Genomic DNA, 19,951 nt, shown 5'->3' with positions numbered 1-19,951 from the left:
GAAGTGGTGTCAGCGCGTCGCGATCGCGACCGCCGCACCGGCCATCGCCGTCGCGCTCGTGCGGTTCGCGATCCGTTTCGCACGCGCGGACGTCAGGAACGACCGCGCGCGCATTGCCAGCAGCGACCAGAAGCAGTCGGCGAAGATCAGGGCCGCGAGCATCGTGCCGACCAGTTCCCCCACGCGACGACGCCGACGTGCGTCAGATCGACGATCGTCGGCAGCAGCGCGAGATAGAACAGCATGATCTTGGGATTGCCGAGCGTGACCAGCGTGCCGGCGACGAACATCCGTACCGGCGATTGCCCGCGCGGCAGCTCGTCGGCACCGCCGTCGGTCGGCGCTCTCCACATCTTCCACGCAAGAAACAGCAGGTAGGCGACGCCTGCGAACTTCAGCACGAGCAGCCCCGTCTCGAACGTGCGCGCGAATGCGGACAGCCCGGCGACCGCGAGCGTCAGCCACAGCGCTTCGCCGATCCACATCGCGGCGAGAAACGGCAGCACGTCGCGCACGCCGTTCGTCAGCACGCGCGCGACGAGCGCGGCGACGCTGGGGCCGGGCGTGCCGGCGGTGACGAGCAGTGCGAAGGCAAAGACGGCAAGCGCGGACAGCGACATGGCGAACCTCGGGGACGAACGCATTCGGAACGTTCGATTATAGTGACGGGCGTTCCAGACCGTGTACTGCCGTCATGACCGATTCGATCCGCATTCGTCCTGCCACTCGCGAAGACGCGCCCGCGATGGCCGCCGTCGAGATTGCCGCCGCGCAGCGTTTTCGCGCGCTCGGGATGCACGGCATCGCGGACGGCGGCCCGACCGACGCCGCGGACATGCTCGCGCGAATCGATGCCGGGCACGCATACGTCGCCATCGACACGGACGCGCAGCACACGTGCGTCGGCTTTGCGTTCTATCGGCTGCTCGGTGCGCAGCGGCTCTATCTGGAGGAACTGGACGTCGCGCCGTCCCACGCCGGGCGGCGGATCGGCGCGCGGCTGATCGAGCACGTGATGGCGTGTGCGGCGCAACAGGCGATCGCGCAGATCGTGCTGTCGACGTTTCGCGACGTGCCGTGGAATGCGCCGTATTACGCGCGGCTCGGCTTTCGCGTGCTCGACGACGCGATGCTCGACGAGACGCTGCGCGCAATCCGCGCGCATCACGTCGCGCGCGGCCTCGACGAGACGCAGCGCGTGTTCATGCGCGCGGACCTGCGCGCGTGAACACGCGAAGGACGACGCTCAGGCGGCGTCGCTGAGCGCCGGATAGTCGGTGTAGCCCGTCTCGCCTTCCGCGTAGAAGGTTTCGGGCACCGGCTGGTTCAGCGGCGCGCCGAGTTCGAGGCGGCGCGGCAGGTCCGGATTCGCGATGAACAGCTTGCCCCATGCGATCGCGTCGGCGTCGCCGCGCGCGAGTGCGGCCTGCGCGCTCTCGAACGTGAACTGCTCGTTCGCGATCAGCGGGCCGCCGAACGCCTCTTTCAGCTGCGGGCTCAGGTGGTCGCCGCTGTACGACTCGCGCGTGAAGATGAATGCGATGCGGCGGCGGCCGAGTTCGCGCGCCACATAGCCGAACGTCGCGGCTGGGTCGGAATCGCCCATCGTATGCGCATCGCCGCGCGGGGCGAGGTGCACGCCGACACGCCCGGCGCCCCACACGTCGATCGCCGCGTCGACGACTTCGAGCAGCAGCCGCGCACGGTTTTCGATCGGGCCGCCGTACGCGTCGGTGCGGCGGTTCGTGCTGTCCTGCAGGAACTGGTCGAGCAGATAGCCGTTCGCGCCGTGGATCTCGACGCCGTCGAAGCCGGCCGCCTTCGCGTTTTCGGCGCCCTTGCGATAGGCCGCAATGATGCCGGGGATCTCGTCGAGTTCGAGCGCGCGCGGCGTCACGAACGGCCGTTGCGGACGCACGAGGCTCACGTGGCCGCCCGCCGCGATCGCGCTCGGTGCGACCGGCAGATCGCCGTTCAGGAACATCGGATCGGAGATCCGGCCGACGTGCCAGAGCTGCAGCACGATGCGGCCGCCCGCGCGATGGACGGCCTGCGTCACGCGCTTCCAGCCTTCGACCTGCTCGTCCGACCAGATGCCGGGCGTGCCTGCATAGCCGACGCCTTGCGGCGTGACCGACGTCGCCTCGCTGATGATCAGGCCCGCCGACGCGCGTTCGGCGTAGTAGCGCGCCATCAGGTCGTTCGGGATGCGCGTGTCGCCGGCGCGGCTGCGCGTCAGCGGTGCCATCACGATGCGGTTCGGCAGCTTCAGATCGCCGAGAGTAACGGGGTCGAACAGCGTAGGCATACGGATTACCTCTTCACGAAGGGCGGGACAGGCGTGCGCATCGCGCGGCGCGGGCCCGCATGGCCGGTTCGGCCGGATGGTCAGAGTGCTCGGCGCAGAGCGTCGAGAAACGCGTCGATGACGGCCTCGTTGCGCTTGAAGAACGCCCACTGGCCGACCCGCGTCGACGTCACGAGCCCCGCGCGCTGCAGCGTCGCGAGATGCGCGGAGACGGTCGACTGCGACAGCCCGCAGCGCGCGTCGATTTGCCCGGCGCATACGCCGTGGTGGTACGGCAGCGTCTGATCCGGGAAATGCACGTCAGGCGTTTTCAGCCATACGAGGATTTCACTGCGCACGGGATTCGCGAGCGCTTTCAGGATCGCGTCGATGTCGGGTTCGGTCGGCATGGATCGGCAGGTGGCGATCGAAGGGCAACAGATATCGTCAATGGCCGAATCTTATATCGGAATTTTCCGATATGCGCGAAAGCACTGGTCTCAATGGGGTTGATAGGCCGCGCGTCGTGAGGGTCGGAGCCCCGCCAATGCGATCCCGTTTTCCGGCGCGGCGTTAGTAGGCGTTACTTACCGCGCACGATCACCGCGCGCCATCCGCGCGCGTGAGACGCCGCGCGGCCAGCAACGCGAACACGAGCAGCACCGCGACGTAAGCGGCGACACTCGTCCACGCGCCGCGTTGCCAGAACGTGCCGCCGAGCGAGCCGAGCACGCTGGAGCCGACGTAGTAGGCGAGCAGGTACAGCGACGCCGCGTGCCCTTTCGCCGGACCGGCGAGATAGCCGACCCAGCCGCTCGCGACCGAATGCGCGACGAAAAAGCCGATCGTGACGAGCACGATCCCGACGACGATCGCGACGAGCGAATGCGAGAGCGTCAAGGCGAGGCCCGCGGCAAACACGAGAATGCCGCTCGTCAGCACCGGTGCGCGGCCGAGGCGGTCGGCGAGCGCGCCGGCCGTCGACGACGACACCATCCCGAACAGATACGCGCCGAAAATCAGCCCGCATACGGCCGGACGGAGGTTGAACGGCGCGGCGATCAGCCGGAAGCCGGCGTAGTTGTACACGGTCACGAACGCGCCCATCACGAGAAAGCCGATCGCGAACACGAACGGCAGTCGCGCGTGGCGCAGCTGCGCATGCCAGAGCCGCAGATGATGACGCAGCGTCAGGTCGGTGCGCTTCACGAAGCGCCGCGACGGCGGCAGTAGCAGCACGAACGCGACCGCGGCGAACAGGTCGACGATGCCGATCGTCAGCATCGCGGTGCGCCACGAAAAATATTCCTCGAGCGCGCTCATCCCGATTCGGCCGATCATGCCGCCGAACGCCGTACCGCCGACGTACAGACCCATCGAGAAACCGAGCCCTTCGGCCGCGATTTCCTCGGCCAGATAGGCCATCGCGACGGCCGGCACGCCGCCGAGCGCGAACCCTTCGAGTGCGCGCCACACGAGCAGCAGCTCCCAGTTGGGCGCGAGCGCCGCGAGCAGGTTGAACGCGGCTGCGAGCGTCATCGACGCGAACATCAGCCCGCGGCGGCCGAACCGCTCGGACAACGCGCCCGCGCAGAGGATCGACACCGCAAGCGCGCCGGTCGACAGCGACAGCGAGAGCGAACTGGAGGCCGCGCCGAGGCCGAATTCGCGCGCGAATGCGGGCAGCAGCGGCTGTACGCAGTACAGCAGCGAAAACGTGGAGAAGCCGGCGAGAAACAGCGCGAACGCGATGCGCTTGTAGGCGGCCGAGCGTGGCGACACGCCGGCGGGAAGCGCGTCGGGCGCGGCTTTCGACGCGCCGTGCGCAGACGACGCAATCGTGGAGGAAGACATGGACAGGTTCGATGTACGGGGAATGCGAGTATTCTTGCGCGCAGCGGAACATATGTCCAATATATGAAAAGAACCGCAGCCATATGTTTTTCCACTGGCTGAGGCGTGCCCACCGGCATCTCCGCCCCGGACGCAGGACGCAACGCATGGAACTTCGGCATCTCCGTTATTTTCTGGCCGTGGCCGCCACGTCCAATTTCACGAAGGCCGCGGAAACGCTCGGGATCGGGCAGCCGCCGCTCAGTCAGCAGATCAAGGCGCTCGAGAACGAGCTCGGCGTCGAACTGTTTAGGCGCACCGCGCGCGGCGCCGAACTGACGACGGCCGGCGAAGTGTTCCGCGACGAGGCGCGCCGCGTGCTCGACGACGCGGAACGCGCATCGCGCGCGGCAAGACGCGCCGCACGTGGCGAAATCGGGCATCTGCGCGTCGGTTTCACCGGGACGGCCGCGTTCAATTCGAAGGTGTCCGATCTGCTGCGCCGTTTCCGCGAAGCGTTTCCGCAGGCCGAGCTCACGTTGCTCGAAGCGACGTCCGGCGTGCTGTTCGCCGAGCTCGAAGCGGGGCGGCTCGACGTCGCGCTGGTGCGCCCGCGGCAGCGCATCGCTCCCGTGCTGCGCATCGCGGAGTGGGACGAGGAGCCGATGTTCGTTGCGCTGCCGGTCGCGCATCGGCTCGCGCGGCGGCGCCAGATCGCGCTCGCGGAGCTCGCCGACGAGTCGTTCGTGCAGGTGCCGCGCGAGGCCGGGAGTACGCTGTTCGACGACATCGTCGCCGCATGCAATGCGGCCGGGTTCCAGCCGCGGATGGCGCAGCCGGCCCCGCAGATGGCGTCTGCGGTCACGCTGGTCGCCGCGGGCCTCGGCGTCTCGCTGGTCCCCGACGCGATCACGCAGGTGCGGATTGCCGGCGTCGTCTATCGTCCGATCGCGAACGCCGCGCTGCGCGCGCGGCTCGGCGTCGCGTCGCGCGCCGACGATCCGTCGCCGGTCGTGCGCAACTTTCTGCAGCTCGCGCTCGGCTAGGGCTAGCGCCCGCGTCGCGCGCTCACGCGTGCCGTTCGCCGACGCGGTTTTCTTCGGGGCTATAGACGGTCAACCCTTCGGTCGGATCCATCGGCATCTCCCACGGCCGTGCGGCGATCGCCTGCATCGCCGCTTCGAAGCCGGCCTGCCGGCGCGCCGCGATGCCGGACGGCGTGAAGTCGATGTCCTTCCACTGGTCGTCGCCGTCGAGCCGCGGCGCCGCGAGCTTGATCACGCGCATCGTCGTCTGGCAGCCCCACGCGGCGAGCGCCTGCACGTCCGGCGACGCGCGCTCCGCTTCCGGCAGGCGCATCACGAGTTCGCGGATCACGTGGCGCAGGCGGTGGATCTGCTGCTGGCGCGCGATATGGCTGTCGGTGCGGCTCGCGTACTGGATGTCCTTCTGACGTTCCGATACCTGCCAGACGCTTTGCGGCTCCGGGCCGACCGGGTTCCACATCTGCACCGAAAAGATGATCGAGCTGCGGCGCGGCGAATCGTCGAGTACGACCTCGACCGGCGTATTCGAATAGATGCCGCCGTCCCAGTACGGCGCGTCGTCGATGCGCACGGCCGGAAACGCGGGCGGCAGCGCGCCGGAGCTCATCACGTGGTCGATGCCGAGCCGCTGGTCGCGCGAATCGAAATAGCGCATCTCGCCCGTACACGCGTTCACGGCGCCGACCGTCAGCCGCGGACGTCCGGCATTCAGCAGATCGGGATCGATCAGCGACGCGAGCGTATCGCGCAGCGGCTCGACCACGTAGTACGACGCGCGATCGACGCCGACGTGCGCGAGCGGCCCCAGCCACGCATCGGGATTCGGCCGGAAGAAGCCCGGGATGCCCGCGCCGATCACGGCCAGTTCCGAGCAGATCTTGTCCCAGCTCGCCGGGAAGCCCGGCACGTAGGCGGCCGGGCGCTCCGTCACGCGGCGCCAGAACTCGGCGAGCCGTTGCGCTCGCTGCGCGCGCCGGTTGCCCGCGATCAACGCCGCGTTGATCGCGCCGATCGACGTGCCGATCACCCAGTCGGGTTCGATGCCCGACGCGTCCATCGCTTCGAACACGCCGAGCTGATAGGCGCCCAGCGCGCCGCCACCCTGCAGCACGAGCACGACCTGCCCGGGCAGCTTCGGGGGTGAAGGTTGATTTGCCGTCATCGCTTGCCTCGTCGTCGGTGACGGCCGGCAGGTTCCGGCCGGATGGAACCAGTGTAGGCGATCGATCGCGCGCGCGGTCCGCGCTCGGCGAGCGCACACGCGCACCCGGACCGCGCAGCGTCATTCGACGGTGATCGTCTCCTTCATGTATGGATGAATCCCGCAGAACACGTGATAGACGCCGCGCTTGTCGAAGCGGTACGCGTACGTATCGTTCTGGTCGAGCGCGCTCGAATGGAAGATCCCCGCATCGTCGACGACCGTGTGCGGTTCAGCGTCGAGGTTTTTCCAGGTGATCGTCGTGCCGGCCTTGATCGTCGTCGACATCGGCGAAAACATGAAGTTGCGGATCGTCACGAGCGGGCCGGCCGTCGATTGCGCCGATGCCGCGCACGGCATGCCGGCGACGATTGCCGAGGCGAACCACGCGGCGAGGGCGCGCGATGGAAACAGGCGGTTCATGTCGGTCTCCCCGTGGTTCATGCGAGCGTTGCGTCATGCAGCGCCGACGCCGCCGGCGCGCCGCTGAACTCGACCGTCGTCACGCCGAGCATCTTCGCGAGCTGCTCGCGCGGCACCGTGAGCGGCACGGGGCCCGGCCCGTTGCCGGCGGTCGGCTGCGGGAACGCGGTCGAGCGCGCGGTATGAAAGGTCACGTTGCCCTCGACCTTCGACACGATCTGGTGGATATGCCCGTTCAGCACGGTGACCGAGCCGAAGCGGCGCAGCAGCGCGAGCGCCTGCGGCGCATCGCCGGTGCCCCAGCCCCACGGTTCGTAGATCGTCCACATCGGCATGTGCGAGAACACGACGATCGGCGTGCTCGACGTGCGGCCGTTCAGATCCTGTGCGAGCCACGCGAGCTGATCGTCGCCGAAGCTGCCGAGTCCGTTCGGCTTGAAATGCATCACGTTCACGAGGGCGACGAAGTGCACGCCCGCATGATCGAAGCTGTAGTAGCCGCGGTTGTCGGACGCGCGGCCGAAGCGGCGGAAGTACTCGGCGCCCGAGCCGTCCGTCACGTCGTGTTCGCCCGGCACCGTGTGCAGCTCAGGCACGCGTAATCCGGACAGCAGCTGCGAGGCGCGGTCGAACTCGTCGGGCTTCGACAGATGCGTGATGTCGCCTGTGTGGATCGCCAGCGCGGGCGTCTCGGGCATCGCGTTGACGAGCGCAATCGTCTGCGCGAGCGTCGCGGCGACGTCGGGATTCGCGTCCTTGTTGAAGCCGATGTGCGTATCGCTGATCTGCAGAAACAGCGGCCGGCCCGCGCCGGGACGTGTGCCGGCCTGCGCGTGTGCGAGATCGAGCGGCGTGAGCACGCCGCCCGACAGCATGAACAGCGTGCCGAGCCCGCCGAACGCCATGCACTGGATCGCGCGGCGACGCGACGGGCGGGAAGGATTCGATGAAGACATGTGAGCCTCGCAATCGTGTGACGGAAGCGGGACGGCCGGGGCGTCCGCGGAATGACCGGCGCATTGCGCATGCGATACCGGGCGAGCGGCCGATTTATTCCCGCGTGCGGCGGCGCTTGGTGTATTGATCCGTGACGCGTCAATGTCTTGTAATCGGTACGTCATATTCGCGTCACCGCCGCCCGATAGGCTGCGTGACCGGTTCGGCGTCGCGACGACGGGGGCGTCGCCGAGCGCGGCGCCGGCACGACGCCGTCTTTCAATCGAACGGAACACACGCTACCGATGGCCATCAGCTTCGATCCGAACCGCACCGCGAACGCGTCCGCGTGGCGCGTCGTGCCCAACCGCTGGGATGCCGTTGCGTTTCCGCTGATCATCTGCGTGCTCGCCATGGCGATCGTCGGTTTCCGCGAGACGCTCGCGCCGATTGCGACGCTGCAGACGCAGAAGATCGCGCTCGATCCGTCGAACTTGCCCGAATATGCGCTGCGCACGACGCTGCGGATGCTTGCCGCGATGGTCGCGTCGCTCGCGTTCACGCTCGTGTACGGCACGCTTGCCGCGAAAAGCCGTCGCGCGGGGATGGTGCTGATTCCGATCCTCGACATCCTGCAGTCGGTGCCCGTGCTCGGCTACATCTCCTTTACGGTCACGTTCTTCCTCGCGCTGTTTCCGGGGCGCGTGCTCGGTGCCGAACTGGCGGCGATCTTCGCGATCTTCACGAGCCAGGCATGGAACATGACGTTCAGCTTCTACCAGTCGCTGCGCACGGTGCCGCGCGATCTCAATGAAGTGTCGCGCGGCTTTCACCTGACCGGCTGGCAACGCTTCTGGAAACTCGAGGTGCCGTTCTCGATGCCGGGGCTGATCTGGAACATGATGATGTCGATGTCGGGCGGCTGGTTCTTCGTCGTCGCGTCGGAGGCCATCACGGTCGGCAACCGGACGATCACGCTGCCGGGCATCGGCGCCTACCTCGCGCAGGCGATCGCCGAACAGAATCTCGGCGCGGTCGGCTGGGTGATCGTCGCGATGACGGTCGTGATCCTCGCCTACGACCAGCTGCTGTTCCGGCCGCTCGTCGCGTGGGCCGACAAGTTCCGGATGGAAAACACCAGCGCCGGCGATGCGCCGCAATCGTGGCTGCTCGACCTGTTGCGCCGCACGCGCGCGATTCATCAGCTGCTCGTGCCCGCGGGCTGGCTGCTGTCGCAGGCCGCGCGCGTGCCGCTGCGCGTGCGCGCGTTCGATGCGATGCGTGCACGCGACACGGCGCAGCGCAGCCCGTCGCGGTTCGGCGACTTCGTCTGGGCAGCCGCCGTAATCGTGCTGACCGTCTACGTCGCTTCGCGCGTCGTGTCGTATGTGAGCACCGGTGTGACGATCGACGACGTCGGACACGTCGTCGTGCTCGGGCTGATCACGCTGCTGCGTGTGATCGTGCTGATCGCGATCGCGTCGGTAGTGTGGGTGCCGCTCGGCGTGCTGATCGGCTTGCGTCCGGCGCTCGCGGAGAAGATCCAGCCGCTCGCGCAGTTCCTTGCGGCGTTCCCGGCGAACCTGCTGTTCCCGGTGTTCGTGATCGCAATCGTCCGCTGGCATCTGAACGCCGATATCTGGCTGTCGCCGCTGATCGTGCTCGGCACGCAGTGGTACATCCTGTTCAACGTGATCGCCGGCGCGACGTCTTACCCGAACGACTACAAGGAAGCGACGAAGAACTTCCGGATTCGCGGCTGGCAATGGTGGCGGCAGGCGATGCTGCCCGGCATCTTTCCGTATTACGTGACGGGCGCGATCACTGCGTCGGGCGGCGCGTGGAACGCGAGCATCGTGTCCGAAGCCGTGCAGTGGGGCGACACGAAAGTCGTCGCGCATGGCCTCGGCGCGTATATCGCAGAGATGACGGCCGCCGGCGACTTCCCGAAGATCATCCTCGGCATCGCCGTGATGTCGCTGTTCGTCACGTTGTTCAACCGTCTGCTGTGGCGTCCGATGTACGCCTATGCCGAATCCCGGCTTCGTCTGGACTGAGAGTAAGCGCGATGCAAAACCCGACCGTTGTGAACGCCCCCGTGCAGATGCCGTCTACGCCGCCGTCACAGGTGCCGCATGTCGGCGAAGAAATCCTGCGCGTCGAGCACGTTTGCCGCGGCTTCAACAAGACGCAGGGCGAACTGCTCGTGCTCGACGACGCGAACCTGTCGCTGCGCGAAGGCGAGATCGTCGGGCTGCTCGGCCGTTCCGGCTCCGGCAAGTCGACGCTGCTGCGCATCATCGCCGGGCTGATCGAGCCGACCGGCGGCGAAGTCACGTATCTCGGCAAGCCGCTGCGCGGGCCCGCCGAAGGCGTCGCGATGGTGTTCCAGACGTTCGCGCTGTTCCCGTGGCTTACCGTGCTGCAGAACGTCGAGGCCGGGCTCGAGGCGCTCGGCGTCGGCGCACGCGAGCGGCGCGAACGCGCGCTCGCCGCGATCGACCTGATCGGCCTCGACGGCTTCGAGAACGCGTATCCGCGCGAGCTGTCGGGCGGCATGCGCCAGCGCGTGGGCTTTGCGCGCGCGCTCGTCGTCGATCCGACGATCCTGCTGATGGACGAGCCGTTCTCCGCGCTCGACGTGCTGACGGCCGAGACGCTGCGTACCGATCTTCTCGATCTGTGGACGCAGGGCCGCATGCCGATCAAGTCGGTGCTGATCGTCACGCACAACATCGAGGAAGCGGTGTTCATGTGCGACCGGATTCTCGTGCTGTCGTCGAATCCGGGCCGCGTGATCGCCGAGATCAAGGTGCCGTTCAAGCATCCGCGCAACCGGCTGGATCCGGCGTTCCGCAAGCTCGTCGACGACATCTACGCGAAGATGACCGCGCGCCAGATCGGCGAGGCGACGAAGAAGGGGCTGGAACTGGGCAGCTGGCTGCCGCAGGTCTCGACGAACCTGATGGCGGGCCTGATCGAGACGCTCGCGATGGCGCCGTATCACGGCCGCGCCGATATGCCCGAGATCGCGCGCTCGCTGCATCTGGAGGTGGACGATCTGTTCCCGATCGCCGAAGTGCTGCAGCATCTGGGCTTTGCCGACGTGCGCGAAGGCGACGTGTTCCTGACGCCGCCGGGGCGCGTGTTCGCGGAATTCGGCACGCAGGAGCGCAAGCTGATGTTCGCGGACCATCTGCTCAAGCACGTGCCGCTGGCCGCGCGGATCAAGAAGGTGCTGAACGAGCGCCCGGGCCATCGCGCGCCGCGTGTGCGCTTCGAGCAGGAGCTGGAGGACTTTCTGTCGGACGGTGCGGCGGAGGAAACGCTCGACGCGGTGATCGACTGGGGGCGGTACGGCGAAGTGTTTTCGTATAACGACAAGACCGAAGTGTTCAGCCTCGAGGATGTCGAGAGCTGAACGCCGCGCATGCGTCGCGGCCCGTTACGCCGAAGCGCGACGGGCCGCGATCATGATCCGTCTGCCGCTTCCCATTGAGCGAGCAGCTCCGCCGGAATCGCCTTGACGACATCGATATAGCGCTTTCCGACGAATTGTTCGGCGCGTGCGAGCAGCACCGGAATGGGGCTGCTTGGTTCGTGCGTCTCGAACCAGTGGCGTGCCGCGCAGATCAACGCCAGCGCTGCCTGCCGGTCTGTCGGCGCGAGCGAAGCGGGCGCGACGACGGACGTCGAGGTGGGCGCAGCCGTTTGCGCGTCGTCCACACGGGGCGGGGCAGAAGGCGCGTCGCCGAACACCGGCGGCACCGGCGCCTCGCATTTCTCGCGATCGGCCGAAGGCAAGGTGTCGGACCGCGTGCCGCCCGGCGCGTCGCCAACCTGAAAGAGCCGAAGCAGGCGGACCAGCGGGGAAAAATCCGGCAGCGACGTTTCGAGGTGCGTCGCGCACCACGCATCGATGGCGCAGAGATTCGCGATCGCGTCGTCGATGCCCTTCATCGTCGACGGTTGCTGTTTGCGCAGGTTCTGCAACTGCAGCGAGACCGAATCGGGTGCGAGCGCATCGATCGGTCGCGGATGCGCGAACGCACGCTCGACGTCGCGTACCTGCAGCCGGGCGGCCGTCGATCGCGTCAGGACGATTTCCCGCACGTCGGCCAGCAGGCCTTCCGGATCCGCCAGCGCTTGCAGCGCGTTCATCCGCATTTCCAGCGCGGCATGGCGATCGTCGTCGAGATCGGCCCGCGGATGCACCTGCTCCGGAAACGCCTGCAACCAGGCAGCCAATAGCCCCGTTCCATCCGCAAGACCTTCCACGCCGGCCAGGCGCGTGCGACAGCGCGCATACAGCACGGCGACGCGCATGTCCTTTGTCCGCGCCATCAACCGCCGGCAGTCTCGCTCGATCTCGCTCCAGTTCAGCGGCTCGGGCGAACCGACGAAGCCACCGTATTGCACGTCCTGTTTCGGCGTGGTGCCGGCAAACAGCACGACGAAATCGTGGTCGTATTCGAGATCGGGGCCGCATGGCGCCGACTCGCTCAATGGCGCAAGCCAGTTCTCGTGCGACGTATCGGCGACGGCTGCGCGGCCGGCCCTGCTTTGCGTGGTGGACGATTTCCTGCTCATGGTCGATGTCCGGAAGCCGTATGGCGGCGATTGAAGTGGCGTGGATGGCGTTCGGGCTCGAAGCGCATGCCCGTGATCGGCTTGTCGGGTGCGGGCCGGCCCAGCCAGCCGGACCAGCCCAACCGCTGGCGGCCGCCCATCACGGCCGGCGGCGCGCTCTCGGGTTGGATGCGCAGCTCGAGTTCCCATTCGAGCTCGCGACCGACGAAGGCGCGCACCCACTCGACGAGTCGTGGCAGGTCTTCGCCCTGCGGCGTGAAGCGCAGGTACGCGTCGAGATCGACGGGGCCGATCACGATGCGGAATCGGTGCTGGCGATCGGGTGCGACGCGTCCGAGCACGGCGCCGCGGCCCATCGTCGCGGACGCGCCCGGATAGCCCATGCGCCCGCAGTCGGCCGGATCGATTTCGATCCAGTGAAACACGTTTTCCACCACCGCCACCGGGACGCCGAAATAATGCTCGAGCGTCGCGCGCAGCCCGTCCGGATTGCGCGATTCGCGAATGAGATGGGCCGAGGCGGCTAGGCGCGCATGCGACGGAAGGGGGCGGCGTTCGATCTCGCCGAGCTCGTGCCCGACCAGGCTGGCGACATAGAACGAGAACTGTTCGCGGTGTTTGCGGTCGAGGCCCGCAGCCGCCTGTGCGGAGACCCACGCACGATAGAACAGCGTGAAGAACCGGTGATGGAAGATGTCGAAGAAGTCGACCGCGGTCGTGTCGCGGCGGCTGCTTTCCCGATCCCTCGCGATTTCGGTCACGTGGATGGGCAGCGGGCCGTTGGGACCGAGCATGCCGAGGCCGAACAGCCGCACCTTGAGTTGCCCGGCCGTTTCGTGCGCGCTCGCGATTTCCCGCGGTGCGAACGCCAGGCTCGGCTGCTGGCCCAGTCGGAACGGTTCGGCCTGCGGGCGGCGCGCGGTGCCGATCGGATCGAGTGCGGCGTTCGCGCCGATCCGCCGCATCAACGACAGGAAGCCGAAACGCCAGGGCTCGGCCTGCAGGGCGTCGAGCAGTTCCGGCGACAGCGCGTTGCCGCGCAGCGGTGCGGGAAGCGCGGCGCGCTGCATCACAGCACTCCGCGCGTGCCGGTGCGCGCCGGCCAGCGCGCGATCCGCCCGCGTTGCATCGAATGCAGCTCCGTCTGCGTGAAGCTGTTGATCGACACGTGCCGCGCGAGCCAGTGTTCGAGGATCGTGCCGAAAAGATAAGGGCTCACGCCCGAGAAGCCCGTCTCGTCCACCGTCAGCGTGCATTCGATGCCGCGGCCGAAGGTCATCGGGCCGGTTCCCGGCAGCTTGCGCGTCACGGGGCGGGTTTTCGCGCCGACGAGGCTTTCGACCTGCCGGCTTTGCCCGGAGTCGCCATCCACGAGATACAGGCGCAGCAGGTCGCGCAGGCCTTGTCCGCCTTCGCGGTGATCGAGCGCCTCGAGCGGCAGATGGTCGAAGTTCAGCTGGCGGATCAGACGCCATGCCGTTTCCCGCTCGGCATACGGCGGCAACGGTGCGCTCGGCGGCCGGATCAGACCGATGCTGTCGACCGGCGCGGATTGCGCGGTCTCGAGGTCGCGCACGCCGTCGCGCGGCACGAGCGTGGCGAGATCGCGGTTCGTCAATAGCGCGTCGACCGACAGGAAGCGGATGTTTTCGCCATACGGCGCCTCGGCCTGGTCGACGAGCGAGAGAAACACTTCCGTGCCCACGTACGGCGTGCGTGTGCCGTAGCGGCGCGCGGAATCGGACAGCAGGCGCCGTTCGCGCCGCACCGAAAAATAGCGGCCGTTATTGCCTTCGTCGTTGTTCAGCGTCTGATAGAGCGGCCGGAATTCGAGCTCGGACGACGTGGCGGCAACCTGACCGTAGACGGCGCTGACCGAGAACACCTCGTAGTCGAGCGGCGTGAGCCGAGCCGGAACCAGATGGAATTCGGTGTCGCGCGGCGAAATCTCGACGCGGTCGGTGTGCTTGCGGAACAGGTTGACGACGGGCGTACAGAAGAGCGCGAAGCGCGACGCATCGACGAGATTGGCGAGCGGCCCCGGCGCACGGTCGAGCAGCACGACGATCTCGACTTCCCGACCGTCGATGCGCGAGAACCCTTCGGCGAGGCCGTTCAACGCGAAGAACCAGAAGCGCGCGGGGCAGGCAAAGTACTCGTGCAGCAGATTGTGCCCATGGAACTTGGCCCAGTTCAGCGGCAGCAGGCTTTGATCGGTGCCCAGCCCCTCGTGTTCGACCGCGCGTTCGGTGACGGCAGCCGGTGAGCGGCCGGGCCTGCCGAATTCGCCCGGTGCGCCGATGACCGAGGCGATCGCGCCCGCATGCAGCAATTCGAACAGATGCGACGCGACCTGTTCGTCGCCTGCCAGATAGACCGGGAGCCGGTCGAGTCCTTTCAGGTCGGCGATCCGCACGTTGCCGGTGGTCGCGAGCCTGATTCGCAGCGCGCCGCGCACGGGTGTATCGGGCGCGCTATAGCGCCTCAGCGCGGGGATATCCGGCGGAATGCCGGTCAGCCGCGCGTCGGTGATCGCGAGCGGCCACAGCGTGACGTCCTGTCCGCTCGTGAACCGGCAGGCCGTGCGCTCGCCGTCGGGAACCTGCGCCGTGAACGTGGTGCCGCGCGGGAGGCGATAGCCGTCGACGAGGCTGCCTTCGGTCTGTCCGGGGTACAGCCGGGCGATCGAGATCGACGGCGTCGGCGCGACGTAGTTCGGATAGATGACCTCGAGCAGCCGTTCCGTGAAGCGCGGAAATTCCGCATCGAGCTTGATCTGCATGCGCGCGGCCATGAAGCTGAACGATTCGATCAGGCGCTCGACATACGGGTCCGCCACCTCGCCGGCCTGCATGCCGAGCCGACGCGCGATCTTCGGATGCGCATGTGCGAACTCGGCGGCGAGCTCGCGCATGTAGATGAGTTCCTGGTTGTAGTAGTCGAGCAGTCGCGGGTCCATCGGAGAGGCCTCGTTGTGGTCGGGGTGTGCCGTGTTCAGCCGGCGCGCATGCCGGTGATCCGGATTTCGCTCGTTTCGAGATCCAGCGAGCTTTGCACCATGAATTCGAGCGGATACGGATCCATGTGGATCAGGCCGCGCACTTCGAAGGCGAGCACGTTGCGATGTTCGCCGGCGCTATCGACATCGGTGTCGGTGCGCGGCGATACCACGAGCGACTCCGGAATCAGCCGTGGCTCGAAATCGCCGATCGCGCGGCGGATCATGGTTTCGACGTCGCTCCACCGGCGCGATGCGATAAAGGTGCCGGCGAGCGGCGGCACGCCGAAATTGACGGTCGACGCGGCCGCTTGCGGATAGCGGGCGCGATCGATCCGGTCTTCGATACTCGTCGTGTTGAGCAGATAGGCGAGATCGCGCTGAACGATGTCGCGCATCTGCTTGCGCGTCGCCGTGTATGCCTCGGGCGCTTCGGTTTGTCGATGCGGGGCGTCGTCGCGCAGGCGGTCGAGCAGCGTCGGCATCAGATGCGAGCTGGCGCGCCGCGGCGTACGTGCGGTCGGGGCATCGGTACCGGGCTGGCGTTTTCGGCGTTCGGTCATGGCTTGATTCGCGTCGCGCGGATACGCGCCTCGATGCGCGCGATCCGATCGGCGGGCGGGACGCGGCGTGCGCGCCGCGTGGCCGCTGTATCGACGAAGACGAGCATCGTCATGCCGAGTCCTTGCGCAAGGGGGCGGCGAGCGGACTGTCCACGGAGAGCGCGTGGTGCTCGCGCCGAGTCAGCGGCGGCGGGGCGACGGCGCCGTGCGCGGCCTCGGCATGAAACTCGGGCGGCGCGAACAGTCGCAGGATTTCCGGAACGGCTCCGTCATCGGTCAGCGCTTTCGCGTGTCTGCCCAGAGGGCCGAAGGCATCCTCGATCGTGAGATCGCCGGACAGGAAGGTCTCGATCGAGTTCGAATGCGGCTGGCTTTCGCGGGCAGGCGGATCGTGCGGCTGATCGGGCGAGACCTCGGCCGTGAGCGTGTCGTCCGCCGATGGGATCCATGCCGAATCGGGCGGTGCGTCGGGGGCGGCGAGGGCGCGCCAGTACTGCGCGTGCAGTGCGTCGATCAGCGCATCGGTGTGACCGGATTCGATGTCGGCCGCGTTCTCGGCGGCATGCGTTCGCGTGGCGCCTTCCTGGGTGCCGATGCCGAGCAGGCCGAGTATGTCGCCGTCGGCGCGCGCGCAATCGAGGGTGCCGTCCAGCCGCAATGCTTCGGCAACGGACTGCGGATGTGTTTTCTCCGGCGCGGGTGCGACGAGCAAGGTGTTCGATCGACGATGCCGGGACAGGCGAAGGAAGCGCATGAACGGGTTCGATTTGCGAAAGATCGGGAAATCAAACGAGAGTATCGATGAATCTTTCATCTCAAAAAATACCTGCTCAATAAAATGTCGAGCGGTGACTTGAAAATCGATTGTTAAATAATGCAACGCCGAAAAGGAAATGTGATTCGAATCAAAAGATTGGTGTCTTTTTCTCATGTTCCGCATGGTGTTGTTTCGCTGTTTATCTCGAAATAACAAAGGTTTGCTGGCAGGCCTTGCGGTGGGGGAGCGAGACGCTCGTACGAGTCCGATACATGGCTTGCGAATGCGCTCCACGCGATGAAATATAGGATTTGTACGAATTTGCATTAAATTTAATCGGGTCGATTAATGCGTTGACGTATTTATTGTTTCGTGTTGATAATTCGGCTCCTGATTCGAGTTGGCCGTTTTTTTGAATCGGAGAGAGAAGCGTGTTTTCGAGCGATCGGGATCGCGTCCGGCGTGGCGACCATCAAGGATTCCTCATCGCTGTGACGGATTCGCTCGCCACACGCTAACGAACAAAACCGGACCACCATGAACATTTCACGCCAGACCTTGTTCGGCAAGCTCGGGGTCGAGCTCTACCGCGGAATCGAATCGGCGACGAGTTTCTGCAAGCTGCGCGGGAACCCGTTCGTCGAGCTCGTCCACTGGCTGCACCAACTGCTCCAGCAGCCGGACGGCGACCTGCAGCGGATCGTGCGCCATGCGGATGTCGATCGCGATGCGCTCGAGCGCGACCTGGCGCGGGCGCTGGCTGCGCTGCCGGCCGGCGCGAGTTCGATCAGCGATTTCTCCTGGCACATCGAAACGGCCATCGAGCGCGGCTGGGTGCTGGCGACCCTCGGCCATGGCGATCGTCGCGTGCGCGGCGCATGGCTGATCGCAGCGCTGGTCTCGACACCCGAACTGCGGCGCGTGCTCCTCGCCATTTCCGCCGAGTTCGGCAAGATCCCGGTGGCGAGTCTTGGCGACGTGCTTCCCGCGTGGATCGACGGGTCGCCGGAGGCGTCGGACGAGCCGTACGATCGCAGCAAGCTCGCGCCGGCGCTGCCGGGCGAGGCCTCCGGTGCCGTGTCGGACGCGCCGAACGGCAACGCGCTCGAGCGGTATTGCCTCGATCTCACTGCGCGAGCACGCGCCGGCGAAATCGATCCCGTTATCGGCCGCGAGCTGGAAATCCGCACCATGATCGACGTGCTGCTGCGTCGGCGGCAGAACAATCCGCTGATCACCGGCGAGGCCGGTGTCGGCAAGACCGCGGTGGTGGAGGGGTTGGCGCATGCGATCGCCGCGGGCAACGTGCCGCCGAATCTGGCCGACGTGCGATTGCTGAGCCTCGATGTCGGCGCGCTGCTGGCGGGCGCCAGCATGAAGGGCGAATTCGAGGCGCGCTTGAAGGGCGTCCTCGAGGCCGCAGCACGCTCGGCGGCGCCCATCATCCTGTTCGTCGACGAAATCCATACGCTGATCGGCGCAGGCGGGCAAGCCGGCACCGGCGACGCCGCGAACCTCCTGAAACCGGCGCTCGCGCGCGGCACGATCCGCACCATCGGCGCGACGACCTGGGCCGAATACAAGCGGCATATCGAGAAGGATCCCGCGCTGACGCGGCGCTTTCAGGTGTTGCAGGTCGCGGAGCCGTCCGAAGCGGCGGCGGCCGACATGGTGCGCGGCCTCGCGTCGACGTTTTCGTCGCATCACGGCGTCGTCGTACGGGACGAAGCGATCCGCGCTGCAGTAACGCTGTCGCATCGTTACATTCCGTCGCGTCAATTGCCGGACAAGGCGATCAGCCTGCTCGACACCGCGTGCGCGCGCGTCGCGCTGTCGCAGCACGCGACGCCGCGCGAACTCGACGACGTGCGGCAGCGCCTGGCTGCCGCGCGCACCGAAGAAACGCTGCTGGTACAGGAGGCCCGTATCGGTCTCGAAGCGGACAAGGCGCTGCATCGCGTGCGCACGCGCATCGACGCACTGGCGACGGAAGAAGCGGCACTCGCGGATCGCTGGCGCGCACAGGCGCAGGCCGCGCAGGCGTTGCTTTCCGCGCGCGAAGCCGCGATCGCGGACGAGCCCGATTCGCCGGTATCGCTCGACAGCTTGCGTGAACTCGAACGGACGCTGGCGGCGCTGCAGGGCGATGCGCCGCTCGTCTTTCCCGAAGTGGACGCCGCCATCGTCGCCGAGATCGTTTCGGACTGGACCGGCATCCCGGTCGGCCGCATGGTCACCGACGAGATCGTCGCCGTGCGCCGCCTTCCGGAAACGCTCGCGGCACGTGTGATCGGGCAAAGCGATGCACTGAGCCTGATCGGCGAACGCGTGCAGACCGCGCGGTCGGGGCTGACCGATCCGAACAAGCCGCTGGGCGTGTTTCTGCTGGCGGGGCCGTCCGGCGTCGGCAAGACCGAAACGGCGCTGGCGCTGGCCGAGGCGCTATACGGCGGCGAGCAGAACCTGATCACGATCAACATGAGCGAGTACCAGGAAGCCCACACCGTGTCGGGCCTGAAAGGCGCGCCGCCCGGCTATGTCGGCTACGGCGAGGGCGGTGTGCTGACCGAAGCGGTACGCCGGCGGCCCTACGCGGTCGTGTTGCTCGACGAGATCGAAAAGGCGCATCGCGACGTGCACGAAATGTTCTTCCAGGTGTTCGACAAGGGCTACATGGAAGACGGCGACGGCCGCCATATCGACTTCCGCCATACCACCATCCTGCTGACGAGCAACGTCGGCGCCGAGCTTAGCGCGAGCCTGTGTGCGGATCCGGCGCTGGCACCGGATCTCGACGGCCTGCGCGACGCGCTGGCACCGGAACTGCTCAAGGTATTCCCGGCGGCGTTCATGGGGCGTGTGACCGTCGTGCCGTACCGGCCGCTCGCCGCGGACGCGCTCGCGAGCATCGTCCGCCTGCATCTGGACCGCGTCGCGAAACGCATGGCACACACCCACGACATCGCGCTCGTGTGCGACGACGCAGTCGTGCACTACATCGTCGGCCGTTGCCTCGTTCAGGAGACGGGCGCGCGCGTGCTGATCGGCTTCATCGAACAGCATGTGCTGCCGCGCCTTTCCGCGCTCTGGCTCGATGCGTTCGCATCGCGCGTGCCGCTCGCGCGCATCGCGATCGGCGTAACCGATTCCTCCGCGTCGCCCGCACAGGCGCTGACGTTCGAGGCCACCCCTTCTCATCCTCTCGAGCCGCGTCGTTGAGCTCGATATCCGTCAACCCCTGTCAGGAGACCGTTCATGTCCGCTAGGGAAACGCTGATTTATTCGGCTCGGCGGTCATCGCAGACGTAGCCGAGGAC

At 67.0% G+C, this 19,951-nt stretch carries 16 protein-coding genes and 1 pseudogene; 5 read left to right on the top strand and 12 right to left on the bottom strand.

Annotated elements, in window-relative coordinates:
* Window positions 1-9: 9 nt before the first annotated feature.
* A pseudogene (locus tag ACSHSS_RS07690) lies at window positions 10-620 on the bottom strand (LysE family translocator).
* Between the two features lie 74 nt (window positions 621-694).
* Here ACSHSS_RS07690 and ACSHSS_RS07685 point away from each other — a divergent pair.
* On the top strand, window positions 695-1,228 hold the full coding sequence (locus ACSHSS_RS07685; RefSeq protein WP_445544782.1) for a GNAT family N-acetyltransferase: 534 nt from the start codon (window positions 695-697) through the stop codon (window positions 1,226-1,228).
* An 18-nt stretch (window positions 1,229-1,246) separates the two neighbouring features.
* Here the strand turns inward: ACSHSS_RS07685 and ACSHSS_RS07680 are convergent, their stop codons facing one another.
* From ACSHSS_RS07680 to ACSHSS_RS07670, 3 genes are all read right to left on the bottom strand, one after another.
* Window positions 1,247-2,308, bottom strand: coding sequence for an alkene reductase (locus ACSHSS_RS07680; RefSeq protein WP_105782549.1), 1,062 nt, complete (start codon window positions 2,306-2,308; stop codon window positions 1,247-1,249).
* Between the two features lie 80 nt (window positions 2,309-2,388).
* Window positions 2,389-2,697: an ArsR/SmtB family transcription factor gene (locus ACSHSS_RS07675; protein WP_445544781.1), complete on the bottom strand. Its 309-nt coding sequence runs from the start codon at window positions 2,695-2,697 to the stop codon at window positions 2,389-2,391.
* Between the two features lie 190 nt (window positions 2,698-2,887).
* Window positions 2,888-4,141 (bottom strand): MFS transporter, encoded by a 1,254-nt coding sequence (locus tag ACSHSS_RS07670; RefSeq protein WP_445544780.1) that lies wholly within the window; start codon window positions 4,139-4,141, stop codon window positions 2,888-2,890.
* Between the two features lie 146 nt (window positions 4,142-4,287).
* On the opposite strand from ACSHSS_RS07670, the gene ACSHSS_RS07665 reads away from it, so the two are divergent.
* Window positions 4,288-5,166: a LysR family transcriptional regulator gene (locus tag ACSHSS_RS07665; protein ID WP_006396694.1), complete on the top strand. Its 879-nt coding sequence runs from the start codon at window positions 4,288-4,290 to the stop codon at window positions 5,164-5,166.
* Window positions 5,167-5,188: 22 nt separating this feature from the next.
* Here ACSHSS_RS07665 and ACSHSS_RS07660 read toward each other — a convergent pair whose 3' ends face one another.
* From ACSHSS_RS07660 to ACSHSS_RS07650, 3 genes are all read right to left on the bottom strand, one after another.
* Window positions 5,189-6,328 carry a patatin-like phospholipase family protein gene (locus ACSHSS_RS07660; RefSeq protein WP_445544779.1) on the bottom strand — a complete coding sequence of 380 codons (1,140 nt, stop codon included), beginning with the start codon at window positions 6,326-6,328 and terminating at the stop codon, window positions 5,189-5,191.
* Between the two features lie 120 nt (window positions 6,329-6,448).
* On the bottom strand, window positions 6,449-6,790 hold the full coding sequence (locus ACSHSS_RS07655) for a cupredoxin domain-containing protein (RefSeq protein WP_035956118.1): 342 nt from the start codon (window positions 6,788-6,790) through the stop codon (window positions 6,449-6,451).
* 17 nt (window positions 6,791-6,807) lie between these two features.
* A complete protein-coding gene (locus ACSHSS_RS07650) occupies window positions 6,808-7,746 on the bottom strand; it encodes a metallophosphoesterase family protein (RefSeq protein ID WP_105770486.1) in 939 nt (312 codons plus the stop codon).
* Between the two features lie 285 nt (window positions 7,747-8,031).
* Between ACSHSS_RS07650 and ACSHSS_RS07645 the strand changes: the two genes are divergently transcribed.
* Window positions 8,032-9,783 carry an ABC transporter permease gene (locus ACSHSS_RS07645; RefSeq protein WP_035955212.1) on the top strand — a complete coding sequence of 584 codons (1,752 nt, stop codon included), beginning with the start codon at window positions 8,032-8,034 and terminating at the stop codon, window positions 9,781-9,783.
* A gap of 11 nt (window positions 9,784-9,794) precedes the next feature.
* Entirely contained in the window at window positions 9,795-11,147 is a 1,353-nt protein-coding gene (locus tag ACSHSS_RS07640) for an ABC transporter ATP-binding protein (RefSeq protein WP_123789528.1), read from the top strand.
* A gap of 50 nt (window positions 11,148-11,197) precedes the next feature.
* Here the strand turns inward: ACSHSS_RS07640 and ACSHSS_RS07635 are convergent, their stop codons facing one another.
* The 5 genes from ACSHSS_RS07635 to ACSHSS_RS07615 all read right to left on the bottom strand — a co-directional run bounded on the left by ACSHSS_RS07635 (window position 11,198) and on the right by ACSHSS_RS07615 (window position 16,808).
* A complete protein-coding gene (locus ACSHSS_RS07635) occupies window positions 11,198-12,316 on the bottom strand; it encodes a type VI secretion system protein TssA (RefSeq protein WP_445544826.1) in 1,119 nt (372 codons plus the stop codon).
* A complete protein-coding gene (tssG, locus tag ACSHSS_RS07630; protein WP_445544778.1) occupies window positions 12,313-13,386 on the bottom strand; it encodes a type VI secretion system baseplate subunit TssG in 1,074 nt (357 codons plus the stop codon). Before tssG ends, ACSHSS_RS07635 begins: the two co-directional genes overlap by 4 nt.
* On the bottom strand, window positions 13,386-15,275 hold the full coding sequence (gene tssF / locus ACSHSS_RS07625) for a type VI secretion system baseplate subunit TssF (protein ID WP_445544777.1): 1,890 nt from the start codon (window positions 15,273-15,275) through the stop codon (window positions 13,386-13,388). The genes tssG and tssF overlap by 1 nt, the downstream gene beginning before the upstream one ends.
* A 35-nt stretch (window positions 15,276-15,310) precedes the next feature.
* Window positions 15,311-15,877, bottom strand: a complete 567-nt coding sequence (tssE, locus tag ACSHSS_RS07620) for a type VI secretion system baseplate subunit TssE (RefSeq protein ID WP_105802560.1) — start codon at window positions 15,875-15,877, stop codon at window positions 15,311-15,313.
* Between the two features lie 109 nt (window positions 15,878-15,986).
* The gene (locus ACSHSS_RS07615; RefSeq protein ID WP_445544776.1) at window positions 15,987-16,808 is read right to left on the bottom strand and encodes a TagK domain-containing protein; all 822 of its coding nucleotides are present in this window, start codon (window positions 16,806-16,808) and stop codon (window positions 15,987-15,989) included.
* Window positions 16,809-17,171: 363 nt separating this feature from the next.
* Here ACSHSS_RS07615 and tssH point away from each other — a divergent pair, with 363 nt between their 5' ends.
* A complete protein-coding gene (tssH, locus tag ACSHSS_RS07610; RefSeq protein WP_445544775.1) occupies window positions 17,172-19,853 on the top strand; it encodes a type VI secretion system ATPase TssH in 2,682 nt (893 codons plus the stop codon).
* Window positions 19,854-19,951: the final 98 nt, after the last annotated feature.

This window comes from Burkholderia sp. BC1 (assembly GCF_052683555.1).
This window is presented reverse-complemented; position numbering and strand designations above follow the sequence as displayed.

Bases quoted from the DNA above. Each gene is read 5' to 3' on its own strand.
- ACSHSS_RS07685 (WP_445544782.1), top strand. From the start codon at position 695: ATGACCGATTCGATCCGCATTCGTCCTGCCACTCGCGAAGACGCGCCC.
- ACSHSS_RS07680 (WP_105782549.1), bottom strand. From the start codon at position 2,308: ATGCCTACGCTGTTCGACCCCGTTACTCTCGGCGATCTGAAGCTGCCG.
- ACSHSS_RS07675 (WP_445544781.1), bottom strand. From the start codon at position 2,697: ATGCCGACCGAACCCGACATCGACGCGATCCTGAAAGCGCTCGCGAAT.
- ACSHSS_RS07670 (WP_445544780.1), bottom strand. From the start codon at position 4,141: ATGTCTTCCTCCACGATTGCGTCGTCTGCGCACGGCGCGTCGAAAGCC.
- ACSHSS_RS07665 (WP_006396694.1), top strand. From the start codon at position 4,288: ATGGAACTTCGGCATCTCCGTTATTTTCTGGCCGTGGCCGCCACGTCC.
- ACSHSS_RS07660 (WP_445544779.1), bottom strand. From the start codon at position 6,328: ATGACGGCAAATCAACCTTCACCCCCGAAGCTGCCCGGGCAGGTCGTG.
- ACSHSS_RS07655 (WP_035956118.1), bottom strand. From the start codon at position 6,790: ATGAACCGCCTGTTTCCATCGCGCGCCCTCGCCGCGTGGTTCGCCTCG.
- ACSHSS_RS07650 (WP_105770486.1), bottom strand. From the start codon at position 7,746: ATGTCTTCATCGAATCCTTCCCGCCCGTCGCGTCGCCGCGCGATCCAG.
- ACSHSS_RS07645 (WP_035955212.1), top strand. From the start codon at position 8,032: ATGGCCATCAGCTTCGATCCGAACCGCACCGCGAACGCGTCCGCGTGG.
- ACSHSS_RS07640 (WP_123789528.1), top strand. From the start codon at position 9,795: ATGCAAAACCCGACCGTTGTGAACGCCCCCGTGCAGATGCCGTCTACG.
- ACSHSS_RS07635 (WP_445544826.1), bottom strand. From the start codon at position 12,316: ATGAGCAGGAAATCGTCCACCACGCAAAGCAGGGCCGGCCGCGCAGCC.
- tssG (WP_445544778.1), bottom strand. From the start codon at position 13,386: ATGCAGCGCGCCGCGCTTCCCGCACCGCTGCGCGGCAACGCGCTGTCG.
- tssF (WP_445544777.1), bottom strand. From the start codon at position 15,275: ATGGACCCGCGACTGCTCGACTACTACAACCAGGAACTCATCTACATG.
- tssE (WP_105802560.1), bottom strand. From the start codon at position 15,877: ATGACCGAACGCCGAAAACGCCAGCCCGGTACCGATGCCCCGACCGCA.
- ACSHSS_RS07615 (WP_445544776.1), bottom strand. From the start codon at position 16,808: ATGAGAAAAAGACACCAATCTTTTGATTCGAATCACATTTCCTTTTCG.
- tssH (WP_445544775.1), top strand. From the start codon at position 17,172: ATGAACATTTCACGCCAGACCTTGTTCGGCAAGCTCGGGGTCGAGCTC.